The 23,546-nt window shown below is 49.6% G+C and carries 24 protein-coding genes and 3 tRNA genes; 22 read left to right on the top strand and 5 right to left on the bottom strand.

The window, feature by feature from the left end; translation table 11 throughout:
- Window positions 1–16: 16 nt before the first annotated feature.
- The 5 genes from pgsA (at window position 17) to yecA (ending at window position 1,879) form a co-directional block, all read left to right on the top strand.
- The gene (gene pgsA / locus BEB54_RS03930) at window positions 17–565 is read left to right on the top strand and encodes a CDP-diacylglycerol--glycerol-3-phosphate 3-phosphatidyltransferase (protein ID WP_001160187.1); all 549 of its coding nucleotides are present in this window, start codon (window positions 17–19) and stop codon (window positions 563–565) included.
- Between the two features lie 151 nt (window positions 566–716).
- A tRNA-Gly gene (locus BEB54_RS03925) sits at window positions 717–792 on the top strand.
- A 53-nt stretch (window positions 793–845) separates the two neighbouring features.
- Window positions 846–919: transfer RNA gene (locus tag BEB54_RS03920), tRNA-Cys, on the top strand.
- Between the two features lie 12 nt (window positions 920–931).
- Window positions 932–1,018 (top strand) — tRNA-Leu (locus BEB54_RS03915).
- A gap of 195 nt (window positions 1,019–1,213) precedes the next feature.
- Complete coding sequence (yecA, locus tag BEB54_RS03910; protein WP_000847882.1) at window positions 1,214–1,879, top strand: UPF0149 family protein YecA; 666 nt, start codon at window positions 1,214–1,216, stop codon at window positions 1,877–1,879.
- Window positions 1,880–1,928: 49 nt separating this feature from the next.
- Here the strand turns inward: yecA and tyrP are convergent, their stop codons facing one another.
- Complete coding sequence (gene tyrP, locus BEB54_RS03905; RefSeq protein WP_000797564.1) at window positions 1,929–3,140, bottom strand: tyrosine transporter TyrP; 1,212 nt, start codon at window positions 3,138–3,140, stop codon at window positions 1,929–1,931.
- A gap of 190 nt (window positions 3,141–3,330) precedes the next feature.
- Between tyrP and BEB54_RS03900 the strand changes: the two genes are divergently transcribed.
- On the top strand, window positions 3,331–3,570 hold the full coding sequence (locus tag BEB54_RS03900; RefSeq protein ID WP_000377224.1) for a YecH family metal-binding protein: 240 nt from the start codon (window positions 3,331–3,333) through the stop codon (window positions 3,568–3,570).
- Between the two features lie 37 nt (window positions 3,571–3,607).
- On the opposite strand, the gene ftnA is transcribed toward BEB54_RS03900, so the two are convergent.
- Complete coding sequence (gene ftnA / locus BEB54_RS03895) at window positions 3,608–4,105, bottom strand: non-heme ferritin (RefSeq protein WP_000917208.1); 498 nt, start codon at window positions 4,103–4,105, stop codon at window positions 3,608–3,610.
- Window positions 4,106–4,276: 171 nt separating this feature from the next.
- Complete coding sequence (locus tag BEB54_RS03890) at window positions 4,277–4,600, bottom strand: YecR-like lipofamily protein (protein ID WP_001237859.1); 324 nt, start codon at window positions 4,598–4,600, stop codon at window positions 4,277–4,279.
- A gap of 262 nt (window positions 4,601–4,862) precedes the next feature.
- Here BEB54_RS03890 and azuC point away from each other — a divergent pair, with 262 nt between their 5' ends.
- Together azuC and yecJ are read left to right on the top strand one after the other, a co-directional pair.
- Window positions 4,863–4,949, top strand: coding sequence for a stress response protein AzuC (azuC, locus tag BEB54_RS28500; RefSeq protein ID WP_010723106.1), 87 nt, complete (start codon window positions 4,863–4,865; stop codon window positions 4,947–4,949).
- A gap of 114 nt (window positions 4,950–5,063) precedes the next feature.
- On the top strand, window positions 5,064–5,315 hold the full coding sequence (gene yecJ / locus BEB54_RS03875) for a DUF2766 family protein YecJ (protein ID WP_000082120.1): 252 nt from the start codon (window positions 5,064–5,066) through the stop codon (window positions 5,313–5,315).
- A 79-nt stretch (window positions 5,316–5,394) separates the two neighbouring features.
- On the opposite strand, the gene BEB54_RS03870 is transcribed toward yecJ, so the two are convergent.
- Complete coding sequence (locus tag BEB54_RS03870; protein WP_000179469.1) at window positions 5,395–5,898, bottom strand: non-heme ferritin-like protein; 504 nt, start codon at window positions 5,896–5,898, stop codon at window positions 5,395–5,397.
- Window positions 5,899–6,694: 796 nt separating this feature from the next.
- Here BEB54_RS03870 and araF point away from each other — a divergent pair.
- From araF to otsA, 5 genes are all read left to right on the top strand, one after another.
- The gene (araF, locus tag BEB54_RS03860) at window positions 6,695–7,684 is read left to right on the top strand and encodes an arabinose ABC transporter substrate-binding protein AraF (protein ID WP_000548675.1); all 990 of its coding nucleotides are present in this window, start codon (window positions 6,695–6,697) and stop codon (window positions 7,682–7,684) included.
- A 69-nt stretch (window positions 7,685–7,753) separates the two neighbouring features.
- The gene (araG, locus tag BEB54_RS03855) at window positions 7,754–9,268 is read left to right on the top strand and encodes an arabinose ABC transporter ATP-binding protein AraG (protein ID WP_105271412.1); all 1,515 of its coding nucleotides are present in this window, start codon (window positions 7,754–7,756) and stop codon (window positions 9,266–9,268) included.
- Window positions 9,269–9,282: 14 nt separating this feature from the next.
- Window positions 9,283–10,269: an arabinose ABC transporter permease AraH gene (gene araH / locus BEB54_RS03850; RefSeq protein ID WP_001306740.1), complete on the top strand. Its 987-nt coding sequence runs from the start codon at window positions 9,283–9,285 to the stop codon at window positions 10,267–10,269.
- A gap of 166 nt (window positions 10,270–10,435) precedes the next feature.
- The gene (gene otsB / locus BEB54_RS03845) at window positions 10,436–11,236 is read left to right on the top strand and encodes a trehalose-phosphatase (protein ID WP_105276926.1); all 801 of its coding nucleotides are present in this window, start codon (window positions 10,436–10,438) and stop codon (window positions 11,234–11,236) included.
- Window positions 11,211–12,635, top strand: coding sequence for an alpha,alpha-trehalose-phosphate synthase (otsA, locus tag BEB54_RS03840; RefSeq protein ID WP_001295646.1), 1,425 nt, complete (start codon window positions 11,211–11,213; stop codon window positions 12,633–12,635). Before otsB ends, otsA begins: the two co-directional genes overlap by 26 nt.
- 6 nt (window positions 12,636–12,641) lie before the next feature.
- On the opposite strand, the gene uspC is transcribed toward otsA, so the two are convergent.
- Window positions 12,642–13,070: a universal stress protein UspC gene (gene uspC, locus BEB54_RS03835; protein ID WP_000122421.1), complete on the bottom strand. Its 429-nt coding sequence runs from the start codon at window positions 13,068–13,070 to the stop codon at window positions 12,642–12,644.
- Between the two features lie 780 nt (window positions 13,071–13,850).
- On the opposite strand from uspC, the gene flhD reads away from it, so the two are divergent.
- From flhD to cheR, 9 genes are all read left to right on the top strand, one after another.
- A complete protein-coding gene (gene flhD / locus BEB54_RS03830; protein WP_001295647.1) occupies window positions 13,851–14,201 on the top strand; it encodes a flagellar transcriptional regulator FlhD in 351 nt (116 codons plus the stop codon).
- Window positions 14,202–14,203: 2 nt separating this feature from the next.
- The gene (flhC, locus tag BEB54_RS03825; RefSeq protein ID WP_001291603.1) at window positions 14,204–14,782 is read left to right on the top strand and encodes a flagellar transcriptional regulator FlhC; all 579 of its coding nucleotides are present in this window, start codon (window positions 14,204–14,206) and stop codon (window positions 14,780–14,782) included.
- A 126-nt stretch (window positions 14,783–14,908) separates the two neighbouring features.
- Window positions 14,909–15,796, top strand: coding sequence for a flagellar motor stator protein MotA (motA, locus tag BEB54_RS03820; protein ID WP_000906336.1), 888 nt, complete (start codon window positions 14,909–14,911; stop codon window positions 15,794–15,796).
- Window positions 15,793–16,719 carry a flagellar motor protein MotB gene (motB, locus tag BEB54_RS03815; RefSeq protein ID WP_105271415.1) on the top strand — a complete coding sequence of 309 codons (927 nt, stop codon included), beginning with the start codon at window positions 15,793–15,795 and terminating at the stop codon, window positions 16,717–16,719. The genes motA and motB overlap by 4 nt, the downstream gene beginning before the upstream one ends.
- Window positions 16,720–16,723: 4 nt before the next feature.
- Window positions 16,724–18,688, top strand: a complete 1,965-nt coding sequence (cheA, locus tag BEB54_RS03810) for a chemotaxis protein CheA (protein ID WP_077760049.1) — start codon at window positions 16,724–16,726, stop codon at window positions 18,686–18,688.
- Window positions 18,689–18,708: 20 nt separating this feature from the next.
- Window positions 18,709–19,212, top strand: a complete 504-nt coding sequence (cheW, locus tag BEB54_RS03805; RefSeq protein WP_000147302.1) for a chemotaxis protein CheW — start codon at window positions 18,709–18,711, stop codon at window positions 19,210–19,212.
- Window positions 19,213–19,356: 144 nt separating this feature from the next.
- Window positions 19,357–21,018, top strand: coding sequence for a methyl-accepting chemotaxis protein II (gene tar, locus BEB54_RS03800; protein WP_032184437.1), 1,662 nt, complete (start codon window positions 19,357–19,359; stop codon window positions 21,016–21,018).
- Window positions 21,019–21,063: 45 nt separating this feature from the next.
- Window positions 21,064–22,665 (top strand): methyl-accepting chemotaxis protein IV, encoded by a 1,602-nt coding sequence (gene tap / locus BEB54_RS03795; protein WP_000483206.1) that lies wholly within the window; start codon window positions 21,064–21,066, stop codon window positions 22,663–22,665.
- 18 nt (window positions 22,666–22,683) lie between these two features.
- Window positions 22,684–23,544, top strand: a complete 861-nt coding sequence (gene cheR, locus BEB54_RS03790) for a protein-glutamate O-methyltransferase CheR (RefSeq protein WP_000204337.1) — start codon at window positions 22,684–22,686, stop codon at window positions 23,542–23,544.
- Window positions 23,545–23,546: the final 2 nt, after the last annotated feature.

Raw genomic sequence — 23,546 nt, 5'->3', positions numbered from 1 at the left:
ATAGTTACCCGTCATTATGCAATTTAATATCCCTACGTTGCTTACACTGTTCCGTGTCATCCTTATCCCATTCTTTGTATTGGTCTTTTATCTGCCTGTCACCTGGTCGCCGTTTGCCGCCGCGCTCATTTTCTGCGTCGCGGCGGTGACTGACTGGTTCGATGGTTTTCTGGCACGCCGCTGGAACCAGAGTACCCGGTTTGGTGCTTTCCTTGACCCTGTAGCAGATAAAGTTCTCGTGGCTATCGCCATGGTGCTGGTAACCGAGCATTATCACAGCTGGTGGGTGACATTACCGGCGGCAACGATGATCGCCCGTGAAATTATTATTTCTGCGCTACGCGAATGGATGGCAGAGTTGGGTAAACGCAGTAGCGTGGCTGTCTCCTGGATTGGGAAAGTGAAAACCACTGCCCAGATGGTAGCGCTGGCCTGGCTGCTGTGGCGTCCGAACATTTGGGTTGAGTACGCCGGTATTGCACTTTTCTTTGTGGCTGCGGTACTGACTCTGTGGTCAATGTTGCAATATTTGAGCGCTGCGCGTGCAGATTTGCTTGATCAGTGATCGTTTCGGCGCAATTTTCAGCAAACGATCAAAAGTGGTGAAAAATATCGTTGACTCATCGCGCCAGGTAAGTAGAATGCAACGCATCGAACGGCGGCACTGATTGCCAGACGATAATAAAATCAAGTGATTAACTGATTGCTTGATGAATGCGGGAATAGCTCAGTTGGTAGAGCACGACCTTGCCAAGGTCGGGGTCGCGAGTTCGAGTCTCGTTTCCCGCTCCAGTTTAAAAGACATCGGCGTCAGCGGATGTCCGGCTGAAAGGCCTGAAGAATTTGGCGCGTTAACAAAGCGGTTATGTAGCGGATTGCAAATCCGTCTAGTCCGGTTCGACTCCGGAACGCGCCTCCACTTTCTTCCCGAGCCCGGATGGTGGAATCGGTAGACACAAGGGATTTAAAATCCCTCGGCGTTCGCGCTGTGCGGGTTCAAGTCCCGCTCCGGGTACCATGGGAAAGATAAGAATAAAATCAAAGCAATAAGCAGTGTCGTGAAACCACCTTCGGGTGGTTTTTTTGTGCCTGCAACTTGTCGTTACACCCTCCTTAATTTTTAATCACCGGCAAAGCCACTCAAAAAGTATCTCTGATACGGACCGACATGTAAGATAGGTGTTGGCGAGTTGAGATCCACAAGGAAAAGCGTATGAAAACGGGACCGTTAAACGAAAGTGAGTTGGAATGGCTGGACGATATTCTGACCAAATACAACACTGACCACGCCATTCTTGATGTGGCGGAGCTGGACGGTTTATTGACGGCGGTGTTGAGTTCTCCGCAAGAGATTGAACCGGCACAGTGGCTGGTTGCCGTATGGGGTGGGGCTGACTATGTGCCACGCTGGGCGTCAGAGAAAGAGATGACGCGCTTTATGAACCTGGCTTTTCAGCATATGGCCGATACCGCAGAGCGTCTGAACGAATTCCCGGAGCAGTTTGAGCCGTTATTCGGCTTGCGAGAAGTCGATGGCAGCGAGCTGACGATTGTTGAGGAGTGGTGCTTTGGCTATATGCGGGGCGTGGCACTTTCTGACTGGTCAACGTTGCCCGATTCGTTAAAACCGGCGCTGGAGGCGATTGCGCTGCACGGTACTGAGGAAAACTTCGAGCGGGTAGAGAAGATGTCGCCAGAAGCGTTTGAAGAGAGCGTAGATGCCATTCGACTGGCGGCGCTTGATTTACATGCATACTGGATGGCGCATCCGCAGGAAAAAGCTGTTCAGCAACCGATCAAAGCAGAAGAGAAACCGGGTCGTAACGATCCTTGTCCGTGCGGCAGTGGTAAGAAATTTAAGCAGTGCTGCCTGCATTAAGAGGTCAAATTGGGTGTCAGCGTTAATTCTGGCACCCAATAAGATCTAATCATCCCACTTCTGGTAACAAGCCTGCCGCAATCAAAAATTGCACGCCAATCACAGCAATTCCACAGAGAAACACCACCACCAGCGCCGGACGACCACCTTTCACCCGATAACCCGCCTGAGGATTGTGTTTCCTGCTTTGCCAGGTCAGCAGCGAAGGGATAATCAATGCCAGTACCGCCAGCGCCACACCGGCGTAACCCAGCGCCATCACAAAACCTCGTGGGTAAAACAGTGCAAACGCCAGTGGCGGCAAAAAGGTAATTGCACCAGTTTGCAATCGTCCACCAACGGTATTTGAACGCTGAAACAAATCTGCCAGATAATCAAATAAACCTAATGCTACACCAAGGAAGGACGTGGCGAGGGCCAAATCAGCAAATAAATGCACCGCCAGCTCAACATGCGGAGAGGCCACCATTTCGCGTAACGCCTGTAACAGCCCGTTTAATCCGGCATGATTAGCCAGCAATCCCATAAAGGTTGTTGAATCAATGCTGCCAAGCGTCGCCAGCTGCCAGAAAATATATGCCACCAGGGGGATCGCACTACCGGTTATAAACACCCAGCGTAGCTTACGAATATTGCCATCCATATAACTGACAATGCTCGGCACGCTACCGTGAAAACCAAACGACGTAAAAATCACTGGGATTGCAGACAGTGCCAGCCCCTGTTGCAACGGCAGGGTTAAAAGATTCACCTTATGAATATGCGGAAGTAGCAGTACCAGCATCACCACCAGAAAAATAATTTTGGCGCTGAACAGAAAACGGTTAAATAAATCGACCAGCGAAGTTCCGACACAAACCACGCCACCGGCAACAAAAGTGAACAACAGCACGCCAGCGGTTGCCGACATTGAAATACCTGTCCAGTCGCTGATGCTGGAAGCCAACAATTCACCAGCACCGCTGATGTATGCCGCAGTCAGAGCATACATTAAGAACATCATACTGAAGCCCGTCAGCCACTGACCGTAGCGTCCCAGATAGCGTTTTGCCAGCGTGCCCAGACCGGTATCTGCCGGGACATGCTGGTACACCTCCAGTAGTAATAGCGCCGTGTAGCACATCAACGCCCAAAGCCCAATCAACAAGATTAACGTGACGCTAAAACCAACACCTGCCGCAGCCAGCGGCATTGCCAGCATGCCTGCGCCAATTGTGGTTCCCGCCACGATAAAAACACTTCCCAGAGTTCTGTTTTTCACGCTTTCTTCTGTCCTGACGATCTTTATGAGTGATATCTGCGGCGCAGGTTAAGGCATAACGGCTGCTTCGTCAAACCGGCGTTACATATGGTGTAAATATAAATGTACAATAAAATGCGTTCAGTCCTGCGCTGGCGCAAAGTCTTGGTAAGCGGCAATCGCTACGCTAGCCTTTTTTTGAGGAGGAACGATGGACTCTATTCACGGTCATGAAGTGTTAAATATGATGATTGAATCAGGCGAGCAATATACGCATGCCAGTCTGGAAGCAGCGATTAAAGCGCGTTTTGGTGAACAGGCACGTTTTCACACCTGCTCGGCAGAAGGGATGACAGCGGGAGAGCTGGTAGCGTTTCTGGCAGCAAAAGGCAAATTTATACCTTCGGAAGAAGGTTTTTCGACCGATCAGAGTAAGATTTGCCGTCACTGATTTGAAACGGCGGCAGTAAACCTGCCGCCGGAGAACATTAGTTTTGTGTGTCGAGGGTAGAGAGTTCTTTGTCGATAAAATACAAACCTTCGCCGCTTTTGCCTGCCAGACTTAATTTATCAATAATCGATTTGAACAGTTTCTCTTCTTCATGCTGCTCAGAAACATACCATTGCAGGAAATTAAATGTTGGGTAGTCCTGATTGGTCATTGCAGCATGAGCCAGTTCGTTAATTTTCTGCGTGATTAATTGTTCGTGTTTATAGGTTTCCTGGAATAATTCATCAAGTGAAGAATATTCAGCAAACGGAGATTCAACGGTATTAATACGCGGTAAGTTTCCGGTATCAGTCAGGTAATCAAACAGACGCTGCATATGCGTCATCTCTTCCTGGGCGTGGCGGCGCAGGAACGCGGCAGCACCTTCGAAGGTATGATAGCTGCACCAGGCGCTCATTTGCTGATAAAGCAGTGAAGAGTACAGTTCCAGGTTCATCTGCTCATTAAGTTTTTCAATCATTTCTGGTTTCAGCATGATAGTGCTCCACAAAGGTTATATTTGTTGCTGTGGCGTCACTATAATTTGTTATTTTATTATTTGCAAAAGGTAAAATATAAACTTCATTTATTAAAAATACGAATGGGAATAAAACGCATTACCGCTATTTATTTAATCAGCGAAGATCCCCCTCGCTGATTAAAACGTTTAGAGAAAGACAGGGAAGGCGGAATGATGGCACTGATATGACAAAGTGAATTCCGTATTCAAACATAAGGAACCCGCAAAGAGGCTACAGTTGCCTACTGGCTGACCAAAGGGGATAGCGTGGGTATAGCCTTCCTGCTGGCATGCGCGATCGGCGATCCCGCGACTGACATAACGATCGGTACGGGCATGCTGCAAAAAAGCCTGATCATAAACCAACCGAACAATACCTGTTGCCGCGTCAACTTCGCCCACATGAGCCTGGCGAGTAACTGTGCACCCCGCCAGCGTTATTAATGAAAGAGTCAGAATCAGAAGTCTCATGGTCCAGCCAGAAGAGTAAAAGAAAGCAGTATTTTACGCGTTACAGCGCTGCGACAATGGCCGGAAAAGACGCCTGGCAGGCGCTATTTCTCGCCATCTGTATGTGTCAGAAATGGGGGGGCTGCTTTTTGATTATCATTTTTATAACATTAAAGGGTTATTTATGTGATTCGCATCACATAAAGATTGATTTTTGTGATGGTTGTCATATTATAAGTGCAAAGACAATAACACCTGCATAACAAATAGTCGGAGTGCCGCGATGAAACTGCGCAAGATCCTGAAAAGTATGTTCAATAACTATTGCAAGACGTTCAAAGACGTACCGCCAGGCAATATGTTCCGATAACAAAAAACCTGCTCCGGCAGGTTTTTTTGTGTCCTGATGACGGTGTATGTGACTATCGCTGAAGATGTGAAGCCGCTACTATAACGGCTTTCAAAATGCTATCAGGAGTTTACGATGTCCCAGCCGCTGAATGCCGATCAGGAACTGGTTTCTGATGTGGTTGCTTGCCAGTTGGTTATCAAACAAATTCTCGACGTTCTGGATGTAATCGCGCCCGTTGAAGTTCGCGAAAAAATGTCCAGCCAGCTGAAGAATATCGACTTTACTCACCATCCCGCCGCCGCAGACCCGGTCACCATGCGGGCAATCCAAAAAGCCATCGCGCTGATTGAACTCAAGTTTACCCCACAGGGCGAATCCCATTAAAAAAACCACTGCTTCAAACAGATGAGGCAGCGGTTTCTCAAAAACTTCATCGGCGCAATGCATTAGCGCCGATGTATGATCAATGCAGCTGGTGTGACACGACATTCAGAACATGTTGGTCGGTCTGCACAGGGCACATACCAGCAAGTTTCGCACTGCGCACTTCATCAAGAATGGTTTGCAGCAACAGGCCATCATGCTGCTGCTCTTTTTCCAGATCGCGCAGGAAATTGACGGTTGAATCATCATTCAGTTCTTTAGCTTCATCGGCTAACTGTGCCAGCGTGCTTGAACGTTGCTCGTATTCTTCCATCGTTTTTTGGAAAAGTTCTTCCAGTGAGTTCAGTTTTTCACCGGGAACATCAATGGCTTTAACGATGGGAGTAGCGCCGACACTCTTCATAAAGTTAAACATGCGCATCATTTGGGTCACGTTACTCTGTGCCTGGGCGCGAAGGAAAGTGGCGGTGCCGTTCAGACTCTGTTCAGAACACCAGTTACTCAGGTGAAGGTAGAGATTGGATGCGTAAAACTCGCGGTTCATTTGAGAGTTGAGTTTGAGAAGCATTCCAGCGGTTGCCATACCTAATATCCTTATATCCAGAAGTGGAGAGGTGCAAGATAAATCAAAACACCATAATTACTGTTTGCAGAATAATTCCTTTCTGCCGGTCCGAAATGTGATCGTGGAGTCAATTCTGACGATGATCTGAAATAAGAATAACGTCTGAACGGGTATAAGAAAATGCTTAAATCATCAAGTTTATATATTTTTACATTTCATTGATGAAATCAATGTAACTGCAATGAATTTTAATGATGATGCTTTTTGTATCTTGTTGATATTAATAGGGGGATTTGAATTCATGATGAAGCAATGATTTTTTAAAACGTTTTTTCATTTTTGCGATATGGCTCTCAGTATACGTGTTCTGTTAATTAATGAGCACAGTGATAATTAATGGCGAAATGAATGACGCGCATTTTCCACATCTTTGAGTTGCGGTTATTACACCATTTCAAAAGCTCAACGCCAGGTAATGTGGCCAATTGACTGGTTAAAAAGAAGACGTTCCGTATGGGTACAAAACACAACAAGGACTTCCAGGCTAATCTTATGGATTAATCTGCTGTGTACTCGATGATTTGTCTGACAAATGAGCCTTTCTCTATGTCTTTTCCCGCTAAATTTATGCACGTTCTCACTGTAATTCTGCGATGTGATATTGCTCTCCTATGGAGAATTAATTTCTCGCTAAAACTATGTCAACACAGTCACTTATCTTTTAGTTAAAAGGTAATGCTTTGTTTTCCGATTAAATTAACGAGAGTTATTCGTTTTTGCCCTACACAAAACGACACTAAAGCTGGAGAGAACCATGCACAAATTTACTAAAGCCCTGGCAGCCATTGGTCTGGCAGCCGTTATGTCACAATCCGCTATGGCGGAGAACTTGAAGCTCGGTTTCCTGGTGAAGCAACCGGAAGAGCCGTGGTTCCAGACCGAATGGAAGTTTGCCGATAAAGCCGGGAAGGATTTAGGGTTTGAGGTTATTAAGATTGCCGTGCCGGATGGCGAAAAAACATTGAACGCGATCGACAGCCTGGCAGCCAGTGGCGCAAAAGGTTTCGTTATTTGTACTCCGGACCCGAAGCTCGGCTCTGCCATTGTGGCGAAAGCGCGTGGCTACGATATGAAAGTCATTGCCGTGGATGACCAGTTTGTTAACGCCAAAGGTAAGCCAATGGATACCGTTCCTCTGGTGATGATGGCGGCGACTAAAATTGGCGAACGTCAGGGCCAGGAACTGTATAAAGAGATGCAGAAACGTGGCTGGGATGTCAAAGAAAGCGCGGTGATGGCGATTACCGCCAACGAACTGGATACGGCACGTCGCCGTACTACGGGATCTATGGATGCGCTGAAAGCGGCCGGATTCCCGGAAAAACAAATTTATCAGGTACCTACCAAATCTAACGACATCCCGGGGGCATTTGACGCTGCCAACTCAATGCTGGTTCAACATCCGGAAGTTAAACATTGGCTGATCGTCGGTATGAACGACAGCACCGTACTTGGCGGCGTACGTGCAACCGAAGGTCAGGGCTTTAAAGCAGCCGATATCATCGGTATTGGTATTAACGGTGTGGATGCAGTAAGCGAACTGTCTAAAGCACAGGCAACCGGCTTCTACGGTTCCCTGCTGCCAAGCCCGGACGTACATGGCTATAAATCCAGTGAAATGCTTTACAACTGGGTAGCAAAAGACGTTGAACCGCCAAAATTTACCGAAGTTACCGACGTGGTACTGATCACGCGTGACAACTTTAAAGAAGAACTGGAGAAAAAAGGTTTAGGCGGTAAGTAATCTGCCGAAAAAATTCCCCTCTGCATGATGCAGAGGGGGTGTGAACGACCAGTGATTCACGGAGACGTTATGCAACAGTCTACCCCGTATCTCTCATTTCGCGGCATCGGTAAAACGTTTCCCGGCGTTAAGGCGCTGACGGATATTAGTTTTGACTGCTATGCCGGTCAGGTTCATGCGTTGATGGGTGAAAATGGCGCAGGAAAATCAACTCTCTTAAAAATCCTCAGCGGCAACTATGCGCCAACCACGGGTTCTGTAGTGATTAATGGACAAGAAATGTCCTTTTCCGACACGACCGCGGCACTTAACGCGGGTGTGGCGATTATTTATCAGGAACTGCATCTCGTGCCGGAAATGACCGTCGCGGAAAACATCTATCTCGGCCAGCTTCCTCATAAAGGCGGCATAGTGAATCGCTCACTGCTGAATTATGAAGCGGGTTTACAACTTAAACATCTTGGTATGGATATTGACCCGGATACGCCGCTGAAATATCTCTCTATTGGTCAGTGGCAGATGGTTGAGATTGCCAAAGCGCTGGCGCGTAACGCCAAAATCATCGCCTTTGATGAGCCAACCAGTTCCCTTTCTGCCCGTGAAATCGACAATCTTTTCCGCGTTATTCGTGAACTGCGTAAAGAAGGGCGCGTGATCTTATATGTTTCTCACCGTATGGAAGAAATATTTGCCCTCAGTGATGCCATCACCGTCTTTAAAGATGGGCGTTATGTCAAAACCTTTACCGATATGCAGCAGGTTGATCATGACGCGCTGGTGCAGGCGATGGTCGGGCGCGACATCGGCGATATCTACGGCTGGCAACCGCGTAGTTATGGCGAGGAGCGGCTGCGTCTTGATGCTGTGAAAGCACCAGGCGTGCGTACGCCAATAAGTCTGGCGGTTCGTAGTGGTGAAATTGTCGGTCTGTTTGGTCTGGTGGGGGCCGGGCGCAGTGAATTAATGAAAGGCATGTTTGGCGGGACGCAAATCACCGCCGGTCAGGTTTATATCGACCAACAGCCGATCGATATCCGTAAACCGGGTCATGCCATTGCCGCAGGCATGATGCTCTGCCCGGAAGATCGCAAAGCGGAAGGCATTATTCCTGTGCACTCCGTTCGCGACAATATCAACATCAGTGCCAGACGCAAACATGTGCTCGGCGGTTGTGTAATCAACAACGGTTGGGAAGAAAACAATGCCGATCACCACATTCGTTCGCTCAACATCAAAACGCCGGGCGCAGAGCAACTGATCATGAATCTTTCAGGCGGAAATCAGCAAAAAGCCATTCTGGGCCGCTGGTTATCGGAAGAGATGAAGGTCATTTTGCTGGATGAACCTACGCGCGGCATTGATGTTGGTGCTAAGCATGAAATTTACAACGTGATTTATGCGCTGGCAGCGCAGGGCGTGGCGGTGCTGTTTGCCTCCAGCGACTTACCCGAAGTCCTCGGCGTTGCCGACCGGATTGTGGTGATGCGGGAAGGCGAAATCGCCGGTGAATTGTTACACGAGCAGGCAGATGAGCGTCAGGCACTGAGCCTTGCGATGCCTAAAGTTAGCCAGGCAGTTGCCTGAGTAAGGAGAGTATGATGTCTTCTGTTTCTACATCGGGTTCTGGTGCACCTAAGTCGTCATTCAGCTTCGGGCGTATCTGGGATCAGTACGGCATGCTGGTGGTGTTTGCGGTGCTTTTTATCGCCTGTGCCATTTTTGTCCCAAATTTTGCCACCTTCATTAATATGAAAGGGTTGGGCCTGGCAATTTCTATGTCGGGGATGGTGGCGTGTGGCATGTTGTTCTGCCTTGCTTCCGGTGACTTTGACCTTTCTGTCGCCTCCGTAATTGCCTGTGCGGGTGTCACCACGGCGGTGGTTATCAACCTGACTGAAAGCCTGTGGATTGGCGTGGCAGCGGGTTTGTTGCTGGGCGTTCTCTGTGGTCTGGTCAATGGCTTTGTTATCGCCAAACTGAAAATAAATGCCCTGATCACGACACTGGCAACGATGCAGATTGTTCGAGGTCTGGCGTACATCATTTCAGACGGTAAAGCGGTCGGTATCGAAGATGAAAGCTTCTTTGCCCTTGGTTACGCCAACTGGTTCGGTCTGCCTGCGCCAATCTGGCTTACCGTCGCGTGTCTGATTGTCTTTGGTTTGCTGTTGAATAAAACCACCTTTGGGCGTAACACCCTGGCGATTGGCGGGAACGAAGAGGCTGCGCGTCTGGCGGGTGTACCGGTTGTTCGCACCAAAATTATTATCTTTGTTCTCTCTGGTCTGGTATCAGCGATAGCCGGAATTATTCTGGCTTCACGTATGACCAGTGGGCAGCCAATGACGTCGATTGGTTATGAGCTGATTGTTATCTCCGCCTGCGTTTTAGGTGGCGTTTCTCTGAAAGGTGGCATCGGAAAAATCTCATATGTGGTGGCGGGTATCTTAATTTTAGGCACCGTGGAAAACGCCATGAACCTGCTTAATATTTCTCCTTTCGCCCAGTACGTGGTTCGCGGCTTAATCCTGCTGGCAGCGGTGATCTTCGACCGTTACAAGCAAAAAGCGAAACGTACTGTTTGATGCTTTTTTCTGCAACAATTTAGCTTTTTTTCCCACCACAGCCAGCCGCCACAACGGTTGGCTGTTCTTCGTTACAAATGGCGACCCCCGTCACACTGTCTATACTTACATGTCTGTAAAGCGCGTTCTGCGCAACACAATAAGAAAAGAGAAGGAGGAGAACCGGGTGACAGAACCGTTAACCGAAACCCCTGAACTATCCGCGAAATATGCCTGGTTTTTTGATCTCGATGGAACGCTGGCGGAAATCAAACCGCATCCCGATCAGGTCGTCGTGCCTGACAATATTCTGCAAGGACTTCAGCTACTGGCAACCGCAAGTGATGGTGCATTGGCATTGATATCAGGGCGCTCAATGGTGGAGCTTGATGCACTGGCAAAACCTTATCGCTTCCCGTTAGCGGGCGTGCATGGGGCGGAGCGCCGTGACATCAATGGTAAAACGCATATCGTTCATCTGCCGGATGCGATTGCGCGTGATATTAGCGTGCAACTGCATACGGCTATCGCCCAGTTTCCCGGTGCGGAGCTGGAGACGAAAGGGATGGCCTTTGCGCTGCATTATCGTCAGGCTCCGCAGCATGAAGACGCATTAATGACATTAGCGCAACGTATTACTCAGATCTGGCCACAAATGGCGTTACAGCAGGGAAAGTGTGTTGTCGAGATCAAGCCGCGAGGCACCAGTAAAGGTGAGGCGATTGCTGCCTTTATGCAGGAAGCTCCCTTTATCGGGCGAACGCCGGTATTTCTGGGCGATGATTTAACCGATGAATCTGGCTTCGCTGTCGTTAACCGGCTGGGCGGAATGTCAGTAAAAATTGGCACAGGCGCAACTCAGGCATCATGGCGACTGGCGGCCGTGCCGGATGTCTGGAGCTGGCTTGAAATGATAACCACCGCATTACAACAAAAAAGAGAAAATAACAGGAGTGATGACTATGAGTCGTTTAGTCGTAGTATCTAACCGGATTGCACCACCAGATGAGCACGCCGCCAGTGCCGGTGGCCTTGCCGTTGGCATACTGGGGGCACTGAAAGCCGCAGGTGGACTGTGGTTTGGCTGGAGTGGCGAAACAGGAAATGAGGATCAGCCGCTAAAAAAGGTGAAAAAGGGTAACATTACGTGGGCCTCTTTTAACCTCAGCGAACAGGACCTTGACGAATACTACAACCAATTCTCCAATGCCGTTCTCTGGCCTGCTTTTCATTATCGCCTCGATCTGGTGCAATTTCAGCGTCCTGCCTGGGACGGCTATCTACGCGTAAATGCGTTGCTGGCAGATAAATTACTGCCGCTGTTGCAAGACGATGACATTATCTGGATCCACGATTATCACCTGTTGCCCTTTGCGCATGAATTACGCAAACGTGGGGTGAATAATCGCATTGGTTTCTTTTTGCATATTCCTTTCCCGACACCGGAAATCTTCAACGCGCTGCCGACATATGACACCTTGCTTGAACAGCTTTGTGATTATGATTTGCTGGGTTTCCAGACAGAAAACGATCGTCTGGCGTTCCTGGATTGCCTTTCTAACCTGACCCGCGTCACGACGCGTAGCGCAAAAAGCCATACGGCGTGGGGCAAAGCGTTTCGAACGGAAGTTTACCCGATCGGCATTGAACCGAAAGAAATAGCGAAACAGGCTGCCGGACCACTGCCGCCAAAACTGGCGCAACTCAAAGCGGAACTGAAAAACGTACAAAATATCTTTTCTGTCGAACGACTGGATTATTCAAAAGGTTTGCCGGAGCGTTTTCTCGCCTATGAAGCGTTACTGGAAAAATATCCGCAACATCACGGTAAAATTCGTTATACCCAGATCGCGCCAACGTCGCGTGGTGATGTGCAAGCCTATCAGGATATTCGTCATCAGCTCGAAAATGAAGCCGGACGAATTAATGGTAAATATGGGCAATTAGGCTGGACGCCGCTTTATTATTTGAATCAGCATTTTGACCGTAAATTACTGATGAAAATATTCCGCTACTCTGACGTGGGCTTAGTGACGCCACTGCGTGACGGGATGAACCTGGTGGCAAAAGAGTATGTTGCCGCTCAGGACCCAGCCAACCCGGGCGTACTTGTTCTTTCGCAATTTGCGGGAGCGGCAAACGAGTTAACGTCGGCGTTAATTGTTAATCCCTACGATCGTGACGAAGTTGCAGCTGCGCTGGATCGTGCATTGACTATGTCGCTGGCGGAACGTATTTCCCGTCATGCAGAAATGCTGGACGTTATCGTGAAAAACGATATTAACCACTGGCAGGAGTGCTTCATTAGCGACCTAAAGCAGATAGTTCCGCGAAGCGCGGAAAGCCAGCAGCGCGATAAAGTTGCTACCTTTCCTAAGCTTGCGTAAGTGCGGTTAATCTCCCGTAAGTGGAACTAACAGCACATCGACCTCACTTGAGGCAATCACTCTTTTCGCCGAGCAGGATGCTCGCGAAAAGAAACTGTGATTGTGATTACCGCAAATCACCAAATCGAAATGATGTTTGCGACAAACCTCCAGAATATGTTCGCTTAACTCACCGTAGGCAATAAACGTCTCGTCAACGGGATACCCCGCATCCTGAATTAACTTATCAAGAAAGCTTTGCGTTTCTTCCTGCATCACGCTGCGTAAATCTTCAAGCATCGGCGCGGCTAATTGATTGTACATTTCCGGGTCGGAAGCGAGAGTAATTAAACTGATGTGTCCCTTTACTGGCCTGGCGATAGATACCGCTTTTGCTAGCAGTTGCTGACTTTCCGGTGTAACCGCAACGGCGACAAGAATATTGCTATAGCTCATAACCTGTTCCTTATTCTGTGAACTTCAGGTGACATTAAAGCTTTACTCCTAATGGAGAATCGACGCAATCCCAACTCAGTCAAACAGGTAAATATTAGTGTGATTATTAGTAAATACAATTAATCAATCACTCTCGGTGATTATATGATTTCAACTGTAATTATAAGAAAATAATGTACTGATTCTCCATATCAAACAAGTGGTTAATATATGCAAAACATTTTATTAACATTAAGTTGATTGTTGCCTTTCTTTGTATTTAATTAGTTTGTTGTGCGGTAAGTGTCTGTTTAAAAATAGCTTATCGGGTATTGCATTAAAGCAATTATTTATAGCAGATGATTATTTACGGTGAGTTATTTTAACTGTGCGCAACATCCCATTTCGATTATTCCTGTTTCATTTTTACTTGCTATCGTAGCGAAAAACTTTTTAACAGATTGAAATACACCCAAAACAAAAGTATGACTTATACATTTATGTTAAGTAATTGAGCGTTTTGTGTGATCTGCATCACACATTATTGAAAATCGCAGCCCCCCTCCGTTGTATGTGAGTGTAGTGACGAGTAAAGTTGCGTCGATTTAGGAAAAATCTTAGATAAGTGTAAAGAACCCCTTCTATTTGTAAGGACTTATTAAATCCAAAAAAGGGGCTCTGCCTATTGCAGCTTATCGCAACTATTCTAATGCTAATTATTTTTTACCGGGGCTTCCCGGCGACATCACGGGGTGCGGTGAGACCGCATAAAAATAAAGTTGGTTATTCTGGGTGGGAATAATGCATACCTCCGAGTTGCTGAAACACATTTATGACATCAACTTGTCATATTTACTACTTGCACAGCGTCTGATTGTTCAGGACAAAGCGTCCGCAATGTTTCGTCTCGGCATAAATGAAGAAATGGCGACAACGTTAGCGGCACTGACTCTTCCGCAAATGGTTAAGCTGGCAGAAACCAATCAACTGGTTTGTCACTTTCGTTTTGACAGCCACCAGACGATTACTCAGTTGACGCAAGATTCCCGCGTTGACGATCTCCAGCAAATTCATACCGGCATCATGCTCTCAACACGCTTGCTGAATGATGTTAATCAGCCTGAAGAAGCGCTGCGCAAGAAAAGGGCGTGATCATGAGTGAAAAAAGCATTGTTCAGGAAGCGCGGGATATTCAGCTGGCAATGGAATTGATTACCCTGGGCGCTCGTTTGCAGATGCTGGAAAGCGAAACACAGTTAAGTCGCGGACGCCTGATAAAACTCTATAAAGAACTGCGCGGAAGCCCACCGCCGAAAGGCATGCTGCCATTCTCAACCGACTGGTTTATGACCTGGGAACAAAACGTTCATGCTTCGATGTTCTGTAACGCATGGCAGTTTTTACTGAAAACCGGCTTGTGTAATGGCGTCGATGCGGTAATCAAAGCCTACCGTTTATACCTTGAACAGTGCCCGCAAGCAGAAGAAGGACCGCTACTGGCATTAACCCGTGCCTGGACATTGGTACGGTTTGTTGAAAGTGGATTACTGCAACTTTCCAGCTGCAACTGCTGCGGCGGCAATTTTATTACCCACGCTCACCAGCCTGTTGGCAGCTTTGCCTGCAGCTTATGTCAGCCGCCATCCCGGGCAGTAAAAAGACGTAAACTTTCTCAGAATCCTGCCGATATTATCCCACAACTGCTGGATGAACAGAGAGTACAGGCTGTTTAACTGATACGGTGTGGCGAAACATTCCAGCAGCGGTAACGACGTACCGCTGCTTTTTTTTGCCCCAATCGCACGTTAACGTCTGACGACTGAACATCCTGTCATGGTCAACAGTGGAAGGATGATGTCGTGCTTATCTTATTAGGTTACCTGGTTGTTCTCGGTACAGTTTTCGGCGGTTATCTGATGACCGGTGGAAGCCTTGGAGCACTCTATCAACCCGCTGAACTGGTGATTATTGCCGGTGCAGGGATTGGGTCGTTTATCGTCGGCAATAATGGTAAAGCGATTAAAGGCACGCTGAAGGCGCTGCCGTTACTATTTCGTCGCTCCAAATATACCAAAGCAATGTATATGGATCTGCTCGCTCTGCTTTATCGGTTGATGGCGAAATCGCGGCAGATGGGGATGTTTTCGCTGGAACGCGATATTGAAAATCCCCGTGAGAGCGAGATCTTCGCCAGCTACCCACGCATCCTTGCGGATAGCGTCATGCTTGATTTTATCGTCGATTATCTGCGCCTGATTATCAGCGGTCACATGAATACCTTCGAAATTGAAGCCCTGATGGATGAAGAGATTGAGACGCACGAAAGCGAAGCAGAAGTCCCGGCGAACAGTCTGGCATTGGTCGGGGACTCACTTCCGGCGTTTGGTATTGTCGCGGCTGTGATGGGGGTCGTTCACGCGTTAGGTTCAGCCGATCGTCCTGCCGCCGAGCTGGGGGCGCTTATCGCACATGCGATGGTGGGGACTTTCCTCGGTATTTTATTGGCTTACGGATTTATTTCCCCATTAGCGAGTGTTTTACGTCAGAAAAGCGCCGAAACCAGCAAAATGATGCAATGCGTGAAAGTCACACTGCTTTCTAATCTGAACGGTTACGCACCGCCTATCGCCGTTGAGTTTGGTCGCAAAACGCTCTATTCCAGCGAACGTCCGTCGTTTATTGAACTGGAAGAGCATGTGCGTGCGGTGAAAAATCCGCAACAACAGACGACAACCGAGGAAGCATGAAGAGTCAAGCGCATCCGATAATTGTCGTCAAACGACGCAAAGCCAAAAGCCACGGGGCAGCACATGGATCGTGGAAGATTGCTTATGCCGACTTTATGACCGCGATGATGGCCTTTTTTCTGGTGATGTGGCTAATCTCCATCTCCAGCCCAAAAGAGCTGATTCAGATTGCGGAGTACTTCCGGACTCCACTGGCGACTGCGGTTACGGGCGGCGATCGCATTTCTAATAGTGAAAGCCCAATTCCCGGTGGGGGTGATGATTACACCCAAAGCCAGGGGGAAGTGAATAAGCAGCCGAACATCGAAGAGCTGAAAAAACGCATGGAGCAAAGTCGATTGCGGAAATTGCGTGGCGATCTCGACCAGTTGATTGAATCCGATCCGAAACTGCGGGCGTTACGTCCACATCTCAAAATCGATCTGGTCCAGGAAGGTCTACGTATTCAGATCATCGATAGCCAGAATCGCCCGATGTTCAGAACCGGCAGTGCCGACGTCGAACCCTATATGCGCGACATTCTGCGCGCCATCGCGCCCGTTCTGAATGGTATTCCCAACCGTATTAGCCTTTCGGGTCATACCGATGATTTCCCTTACGCCAGTGGTGAGAAAGGATATAGCAACTGGGAGCTTTCTGCCGATCGAGCCAATGCATCCCGCCGCGAACTGATGGTTGGCGGATTGGATGGCGGCAAAGTGTTACGTGTCGTCGGCATGGCGGCAACGATGCGCTTAAGCGATCGAGGTCCTGATGATGCTGTCAACCGTCGCATCAGCCTGCTGGTACTGAACAAACAAGCCGAACAGGCCATTTTGCATGAAAACGCCGAAAGCCAGAATGAGCCAGTAAGCGCCCTGGAAAAACCTGAGGTTGCACCACAGGTCAGTGTTCCCACAATGCCATCAGCCGAACCGAGGTGACAGCGTGAGCATGGATATAAGCGATTTTTATCAGACATTTTTTGATGAAGCGGACGAACTGTTGGCTGACATGGAGCAGCATCTGCTGGTTTTGCAGCCGGAAGCGCCAGATGCCGAACAATTGAATGCCATCTTTCGGGCTGCCCACTCGATCAAAGGAGGGGCAGGAACCTTTGGCTTCAGCGTTTTGCAGGAAACCACGCATCTGATGGAAAACCTGCTCGACGAAGCCAGACGAGGTGAGATGCAACTCAACACCGACATTATTAATCTGTTTTTGGAAACGAAGGACATCATGCAAGAACAGCTCGACGCTTATAAACAGTCGCAAGAGCCGGATGCCGCCAGCTTCGATTATATCTGCCAGGCCTTGCGTCAACTGGCATTAGAAGCGAAAGGCGAAATGCCATCCGCAGTGACCCGATTAAGTGTGGTTGCCAAAAGTGAACCGCAAGATGAGCAGAGTCGCTGTCAGTCACCGCGTCGAATTATCCTTTCTCGCCTGAAGGCCGGGGAAGTCGACCTGCTGGAAGAAGAGCTGGGACATCTGACAACCCTAACTGACGTGGTAAAGGGGGCGGATTCTCTCTCGGCAATATTACCGGGCGACATTGCCGAAGATGACATCACAGCGGTACTCTGTTTTGTGATCGAGGCCGATCAGATTACCTTTGAAACAGTAGAAGTTTCGCCAAAAACATCTCCCCCACCAGTGCTTAAACTGGCAACCGAACAAGCCCCAACTGGACGCGTGGAGCGGGAAAAAACGACACGCAGCAGTGAATCCACCAGCATTCGTGTGGCGGTAGAAAAGGTTGATCAACTGATTAACCTCGTCGGCGAGCTGGTCATCACCCAGTCCATGCTTGCCCAGCGTTCCAGCGAACTGGACCCGGTTAATCATGGTGATTTGATTACCAGCATGGGGCAGTTACAACGTAACGCTCGTGATTTGCAGGAATCAGTGATGTCGATTCGCATGATGCCGATGGAGTATGTCTTTAGTCGCTATCCCCGCCTGGTGCGAGATCTGGCGGGAAAACTCGGCAAGCAGGTAGAACTGACGCTGGTGGGCAGTTCCACTGAACTCGACAAGAGCCTGATAGAACGCATTATCGACCCGCTGACCCACCTGGTACGCAATAGCCTCGATCACGGTATTGAACTGCCAGAAAAACGGCTCGCCGCAGGTAAAAACAGCGTCGGAAATTTAATTCTGTCTGCCGAACATCAGGGCGGCAACATTTGCATTGAAGTGACCGACGATGGGGCGGGGCTAAACCGTGAGCGAATTCTGGCAAAAGCGGCCTCGCAAGGTTTGACCGTCAGCGAAAACATGAGCGACGACGAAGTCGCGATGCTGATATTTGCACCTGGCTTCTCCACGGCGGAGCAGGTCACCGACGTCTCTGGGCGCGGCGTCGGCATGGACGTCGTTAAACGTAATATCCAGGAGATGGGCGGTCATGTCGAAATCCAGTCGAAGCAGGGTACTGGCACTACGATCCGCATTTTACTGCCGCTGACGCTGGCCATCCTCGACGGCATGTCCGTACGCGTTGCGGATGAAGTTTTCATTCTGCCGCTGAATGCGGTCATGGAATCACTGCAACCCCGTGAAGCCGATCTGCATCCACTGGCAGGTGGCGAGCGGGTGCTGGAAGTGCGTGGTGAATATCTGCCCATCGTTGAACTGTGGAAAGTGTTCAACGTCGCGGGCGCGAAAACCGAAGCCACCCAGGGAATTGTGGTGATCTTACAAAGTGGCGGTCGCCGCTACGCCTTGCTTGTGGATCAATTAATTGGTCAACACCAGGTTGTGGTTAAAAACCTTGAAAGTAACTATCGCAAAGTCCCCGGCATTTCTGCTGCGACCATTCTTGGCGACGGCAGCGTGGCACTGATTGTTGATGTCTCCGCCTTGCAGGCGATAAACCGCGAACAACGTATGGCGAACACCGCCGCCTGAATGAGTAAAAAGGTAACAATATGACCGGTATGACGAATGTAACAAAGCTGGCCAGCGAGCCGTCAGGCCAGGAATTCCTGGTATTTACCCTTGGTGACGAAGAGTACGGTATTGATATTCTGAAAGTGCAGGAGATCCGTGGTTACGATCAGGTGACACGGATTGCAAACACGCCAGCGTTTATCAAAGGTGTCACTAATCTGCGCGGTGTTATTGTGCCGATTGTCGACTTACGAATTAAGTTCAGTCAGGTGGATGTGGACTATAACGACAACACAGTAGTTATTGTCCTGAATCTCGGGCAGCGGGTCGTCGGCATCGTAGTGGACGGGGTTTCGGACGTTCTTTCATTGACGGCGGAGCAAATTCGTCCGGCACCGGAATTTGCCGTGACGCTTTCAACAGAATATCTCACTGGACTCGGCGCACTGGGCGACCGCATGTTGATTCTGGTGAACATCGAAAAACTGCTGAACAGCGAAGAGATGGCGCTGTTAGATAGCGCGGCGTCAGAAGTGGCGTAATTCTCCTGATTTCCTCAATTGCAATGAACCCGATGACCTGCGCATCGGGTTTTTTATTTCAGTTTCGCGGCGGGTGGCATCAGCAATAAAGTTTCCCCCTTCCTTGCCGATAACGAGATCAACTTGTTTTCAGGAAGGTGCCTTATGATTAACCGTATCCGCGTAGTCACGCTGTTGGTAATGGTGCTGGGGGTATTCGCACTGTTACAGCTTATTTCCGGCAGTCTGTTTTTTTCTTCCCTTCACCATAGCCAGAAGAGCTTTGTGGTTTCCAATCAATTACGGGAACAGCAGGGCGAGCTGACGTCAACCTGGGATTTAATGCTGCAAACGCGCATTAACCTGAGTCGATCAGCGGTGCGGATGATGATGGATTCTTCCAATCAACAAAGTAACGCCAAAGTTGAATTGCTTGATAGCGCCAGGAAAACTTTGGCCCAGGCCGCGACACATTATAAAAAATTTAAAAGCATGGCGCCGTTACCTGAAATGGTCGCTACCAGTCGTAATATTGATGAAAAATATAAAAACTATCACACAGCATTAACTGAACTGATTGATTATCTTGATTATGGCAATACTGGAGCTTATTTCGCTCAGCCAACCCAGGGAATGCAAAATGCAATGGGCGAAGCGTTTGCTCAGTACGCCCTCAGCAGTGAAAAACTGTATCGCGATATCGTCACTGACAACGCAGATGATTACCGATTTGCCCAGTGGCAACTGGCGGTTATCGCGCTGGTGGTGGTAATGATTCTGCTGGTGGCGTGGTACGGCATTCGCCGTATGTTGCTTACACCGCTGGCAAAAATTATTGCTCATATTCGCGAAATCGCCGGTGGTAACCTGGCGAATACCCTGACCATTGACGGGCGCAGTGAAATGGGCGATCTGGCGCAGAGCGTCTCACATATGCAACGCTCTTTGACTGACACCGTCACTCATGTGCGCGAAGGTTCAGATGCCATCTATGTCGGTACCCGTGAAATTGCGGCGGGCAATACCGATCTTTCCTCCCGTACTGAACAGCAGGCATCTGCGCTGGAAGAAACTGCCGCCAGCATGGAGCAGCTCACCGCGACAGTGAAGCAAAACGCCGATAACGCCCGCCAGGCCTCACAACTGGCGCAAAGTGCCTCCGACACCGCCCAGCATGGCGGCAAAGTAGTGGATGGCGTAGTGAAAACGATGCATGAGATCGCCGATAGTTCGAAGAAAATTGCCGACATTATCAGCGTTATCGACGGTATTGCCTTCCAGACTAATATCCTCGCGCTGAATGCCGCGGTTGAAGCCGCGCGAGCGGGTGAACAAGGCCGTGGTTTTGCCGTGGTGGCGGGCGAAGTGCGTAATCTTGCCAGTCGCAGCGCCCAGGCGGCAAAAGAGATCAAAGCCCTCATTGAAGACTCCGTCTCGCGCGTTGATACCGGTTCGGTGTTGGTCGAAAGCGCCGGGGAAACAATGAACAATATCGTCAATGCTGTCACTCGCGTGACTGACATTATGGGCGAAATTGCATCGGCATCAGATGAACAGAGCCGCGGCATCGATCAAGTCGCATTGGCGGTTTCGGAAATGGATCGCGTCACGCAACAGAACGCATCGCTGGTGCAGGAATCAGCTGCTGCCGCCGCTGCGCTGGAAGAACAGGCCAGTCGTTTAACACAAGCGGTTTCTGCGTTCCATCTGGCAGCCAGCCCACTCACCAATAAAACGCAAACATCATCTCGTCCTGCCAGTGAGCAACCACCGGCACAGCCACGACTGCGAATTGCTGAACAAGATCCAAACTGGGAAACATTTTAACGAGCATTGACTAACGCGGTCATTGCCGCCTGATGGGGAGCGTTGATGTTTAATCGTATTCGAATTTCGACCACGCTGTTTTTAATTTTGATTCTCTGCGGGATCTTGCAGATTGGCAGTAACGGCATGTCTTTTTGGGCATTTCGCGATGATTTGCAACGATTGAATCAGGTCGAGCAGAGCAATCAGCAACGTGCGGCATTAGCGCAAACTCGGGCGGTAATGTTACAGGCCAGTACCGCGCTGAACAAAGCGGGCACTCTGACGGCGCTTAGCTATCCGGCGGATGACATTAAAACGTTGATGACGACGGCGCGCGCCAGTCTGACGCAATCCACCACGCTGTTTAAAAGTTTTATGGCGATGACTGCGGGCAACGAGCACGTCAGGGCGTTGCAAAAAGAGACGGAGAAAAGTTTTGCCCGTTGGCACAACGATCTCGAACATCAGGCGACCTGGCTTGAAAGTAATCAACTTTCGGATTTCCTCACTGCGCCGGTGCAGGAATCACAGAATGCGTTTGACGTTAACTTTGAGGCCTGGCAGCAGGAGATCAACCATGTGCTGGAAGCCGCCAGTGCGCAAAGCCAGCGTAACTATCAGATTTCGGCGCTGGTGTTTATCAGCATGATTATTGTTGCAGCGCTCTACATCAGCAGTGCGCTGTGGTGGACGCGCAAGATGATTGTTCAACCACTGGCCATCATCGGTAGCCATTTTGACAGCATTGCTGCGGGTAATCTGGCGCGTCCGATTGCGGTATATGGTCGCAATGAGATCACCGCCATTTTTGCCAGCCTGAAGACCATGCAGCAGGCTTTACGTGGGACGGTGAGTGATGTGCGTAAGGGAAGCCAGGAGATGCACATTGGTATCGCGGAGATTGTCGCAGGCAATAACGATCTCTCAAGTCGTACCGAACAGCAGGCGGCATCGTTGTCACAAACGGCCGCCAGTATGGAGCAATTAACCGCCACGGTAGGGCAAAACGCCGATAACGCGCGACAGGCTTCGGAACTGGCAAAAAAAGCCGCGACAACGGCGCAGGCGGGGGGTGTCCAGGTCAGTACCATGACTCACACCATGCAGGAAATCGCCACCAGCTCGCAAAAAATTGGCGACATTATCAGCGTTATCGACGGCATTGCTTTCCAGACCAATATTCTGGCCCTGAATGCGGCAGTGGAAGCGGCTCGCGCCGGAGAGCAGGGGCGTGGTTTTGCGGTAGTGGCAGGTGAAGTGCGCAATCTTGCCAGCCGTAGCGCCCAGGCGGCAAAAGAGATCAAAGGGCTGATCGAAGAGTCTGTCAATCGTGTCCAGCAGGGTTCGAAACTGGTGAATAACGCCGCCGCGACCATGACCGATATTGTCAGTTCAGTAACCCGCGTGAACGACATTATGGGAGAAATTGCCTCGGCGTCGGAAGAACAACGGCGTGGGATTGAACAAGTTGCACAGGCTGTCAGCCAGATGGATCAGGTGACACAGCAGAACGCCTCCCTGGTAGAAGAAGCGGCGGCGGCAACGGAACAACTGGCGAACCAGGCTGACAATCTTTCGTCGCGCGTGGCGGCATTTACCCTTGAAGAACATGAAGTAGCAAGACATGAGTCGGCGCAGTTACAGATTGCGCCAGTGGTATCCTGAAGTGATTGAGAAGGCGCTATGACTTCATCTCTGCCCTGTGGGCAAACGTCTTTATTGTTACAGATGACCGAGCGCCTGGCGCTTTCCGACGCGCATTTTCGGCGGATAAGTCAATTGATCTATCAACGAGCCGGGATCGTTCTGGCTGACCATAAACGCGACATGGTTTACAACCGATTAGTTCGTCGCTTGCGTTCGCTGGGACTGACGGATTTCGGCCATTACTTGAACTTGCTGGAATCTAACCAGCACAGCGGTGAGTGGCAGGCGTTTATCAATTCGCTGACCACGAATCTGACGGCTTTTTTCCGTGAGGCGCATCATTTTCCTCTGCTCGCGGATCACGCCCGGCGTCGTTCTGGCGAGTATCGCGTATGGAGCGCGGCGGCTTCGACCGGCGAAGAGCCGTACAGCATTGCGATGACGCTGGCTGACACATTGGGCACCGCGCCTGGACGCTGGAAAGTGTTTGCCAGCGATATCGACACCGAGGTGCTGGAAAAAGCCAGAAGCGGTATTTATCGCCATGAAGAGCTGAAAAATCTGACGCCGCAGCAACTGCAGCGGTACTTCATGCGAGGGACGGGACCGCATGAAGGGCTGGTACGCGTGCGTCAGGAGCTGGCGAACTATGTTGATTTTGCCCCGCTGAATTTACTGGCGAAACAATACACCGTGCCGGGGCCGTTTGATGCGATCTTCTGTCGTAACGTCATGATCTACTTCGATCAAACTACCCAGCAGGAGATTTTGCGCCGCTTTGTTCCGCTCCTTAAACCCGACGGATTGCTGTTTGCGGGTCACTCTGAAAACTTTAGCCACCTTGAGCGCCGCTTCACGCTGCGTGGTCAGACGGTGTATGCGCTAAGTAAGGATTAACG

It is taken from the genome of Escherichia sp. MOD1-EC6021 (assembly GCF_002965245.1).
Classification (GTDB): domain Bacteria; phylum Pseudomonadota; class Gammaproteobacteria; order Enterobacterales; family Enterobacteriaceae; genus Escherichia; species Escherichia coli_F.
Note: the sequence above shows the minus strand (reverse complement) of the source record. Positions and strands in the feature narration are given on the sequence as shown.

Coding starts and splice junctions, on each gene's coding strand:
- pgsA (WP_001160187.1), top strand. CDS start 17: ATGCAATTTAATATCCCTACGTTGCTTACACTGTTCCGTGTCATCCTT.
- yecA (WP_000847882.1), top strand. CDS start 1,214: ATGAAAACGGGACCGTTAAACGAAAGTGAGTTGGAATGGCTGGACGAT.
- BEB54_RS03900 (WP_000377224.1), top strand. CDS start 3,331: ATGGACTCTATTCACGGTCATGAAGTGTTAAATATGATGATTGAATCA.
- ftnA (WP_000917208.1), bottom strand. CDS start 4,105: ATGCTGAAACCAGAAATGATTGAAAAACTTAATGAGCAGATGAACCTG.
- BEB54_RS03890 (WP_001237859.1), bottom strand. CDS start 4,600: ATGAGACTTCTGATTCTGACTCTTTCATTAATAACGCTGGCGGGGTGC.
- azuC (WP_010723106.1), top strand. CDS start 4,863: ATGAAACTGCGCAAGATCCTGAAAAGTATGTTCAATAACTATTGCAAG.
- yecJ (WP_000082120.1), top strand. CDS start 5,064: ATGTCCCAGCCGCTGAATGCCGATCAGGAACTGGTTTCTGATGTGGTT.
- BEB54_RS03870 (WP_000179469.1), bottom strand. CDS start 5,898: ATGGCAACCGCTGGAATGCTTCTCAAACTCAACTCTCAAATGAACCGC.
- araF (WP_000548675.1), top strand. CDS start 6,695: ATGCACAAATTTACTAAAGCCCTGGCAGCCATTGGTCTGGCAGCCGTT.
- araG (WP_105271412.1), top strand. CDS start 7,754: ATGCAACAGTCTACCCCGTATCTCTCATTTCGCGGCATCGGTAAAACG.
- araH (WP_001306740.1), top strand. CDS start 9,283: ATGTCTTCTGTTTCTACATCGGGTTCTGGTGCACCTAAGTCGTCATTC.
- otsA (WP_001295646.1), top strand. CDS start 11,211: ATGAGTCGTTTAGTCGTAGTATCTAACCGGATTGCACCACCAGATGAG.
- uspC (WP_000122421.1), bottom strand. CDS start 13,070: ATGAGCTATAGCAATATTCTTGTCGCCGTTGCGGTTACACCGGAAAGT.
- flhD (WP_001295647.1), top strand. CDS start 13,851: ATGCATACCTCCGAGTTGCTGAAACACATTTATGACATCAACTTGTCA.
- flhC (WP_001291603.1), top strand. CDS start 14,204: ATGAGTGAAAAAAGCATTGTTCAGGAAGCGCGGGATATTCAGCTGGCA.
- motB (WP_105271415.1), top strand. CDS start 15,793: ATGAAGAGTCAAGCGCATCCGATAATTGTCGTCAAACGACGCAAAGCC.
- cheW (WP_000147302.1), top strand. CDS start 18,709: ATGACCGGTATGACGAATGTAACAAAGCTGGCCAGCGAGCCGTCAGGC.
- tar (WP_032184437.1), top strand. CDS start 19,357: ATGATTAACCGTATCCGCGTAGTCACGCTGTTGGTAATGGTGCTGGGG.
- tap (WP_000483206.1), top strand. CDS start 21,064: ATGTTTAATCGTATTCGAATTTCGACCACGCTGTTTTTAATTTTGATT.
- cheR (WP_000204337.1), top strand. CDS start 22,684: ATGACTTCATCTCTGCCCTGTGGGCAAACGTCTTTATTGTTACAGATG.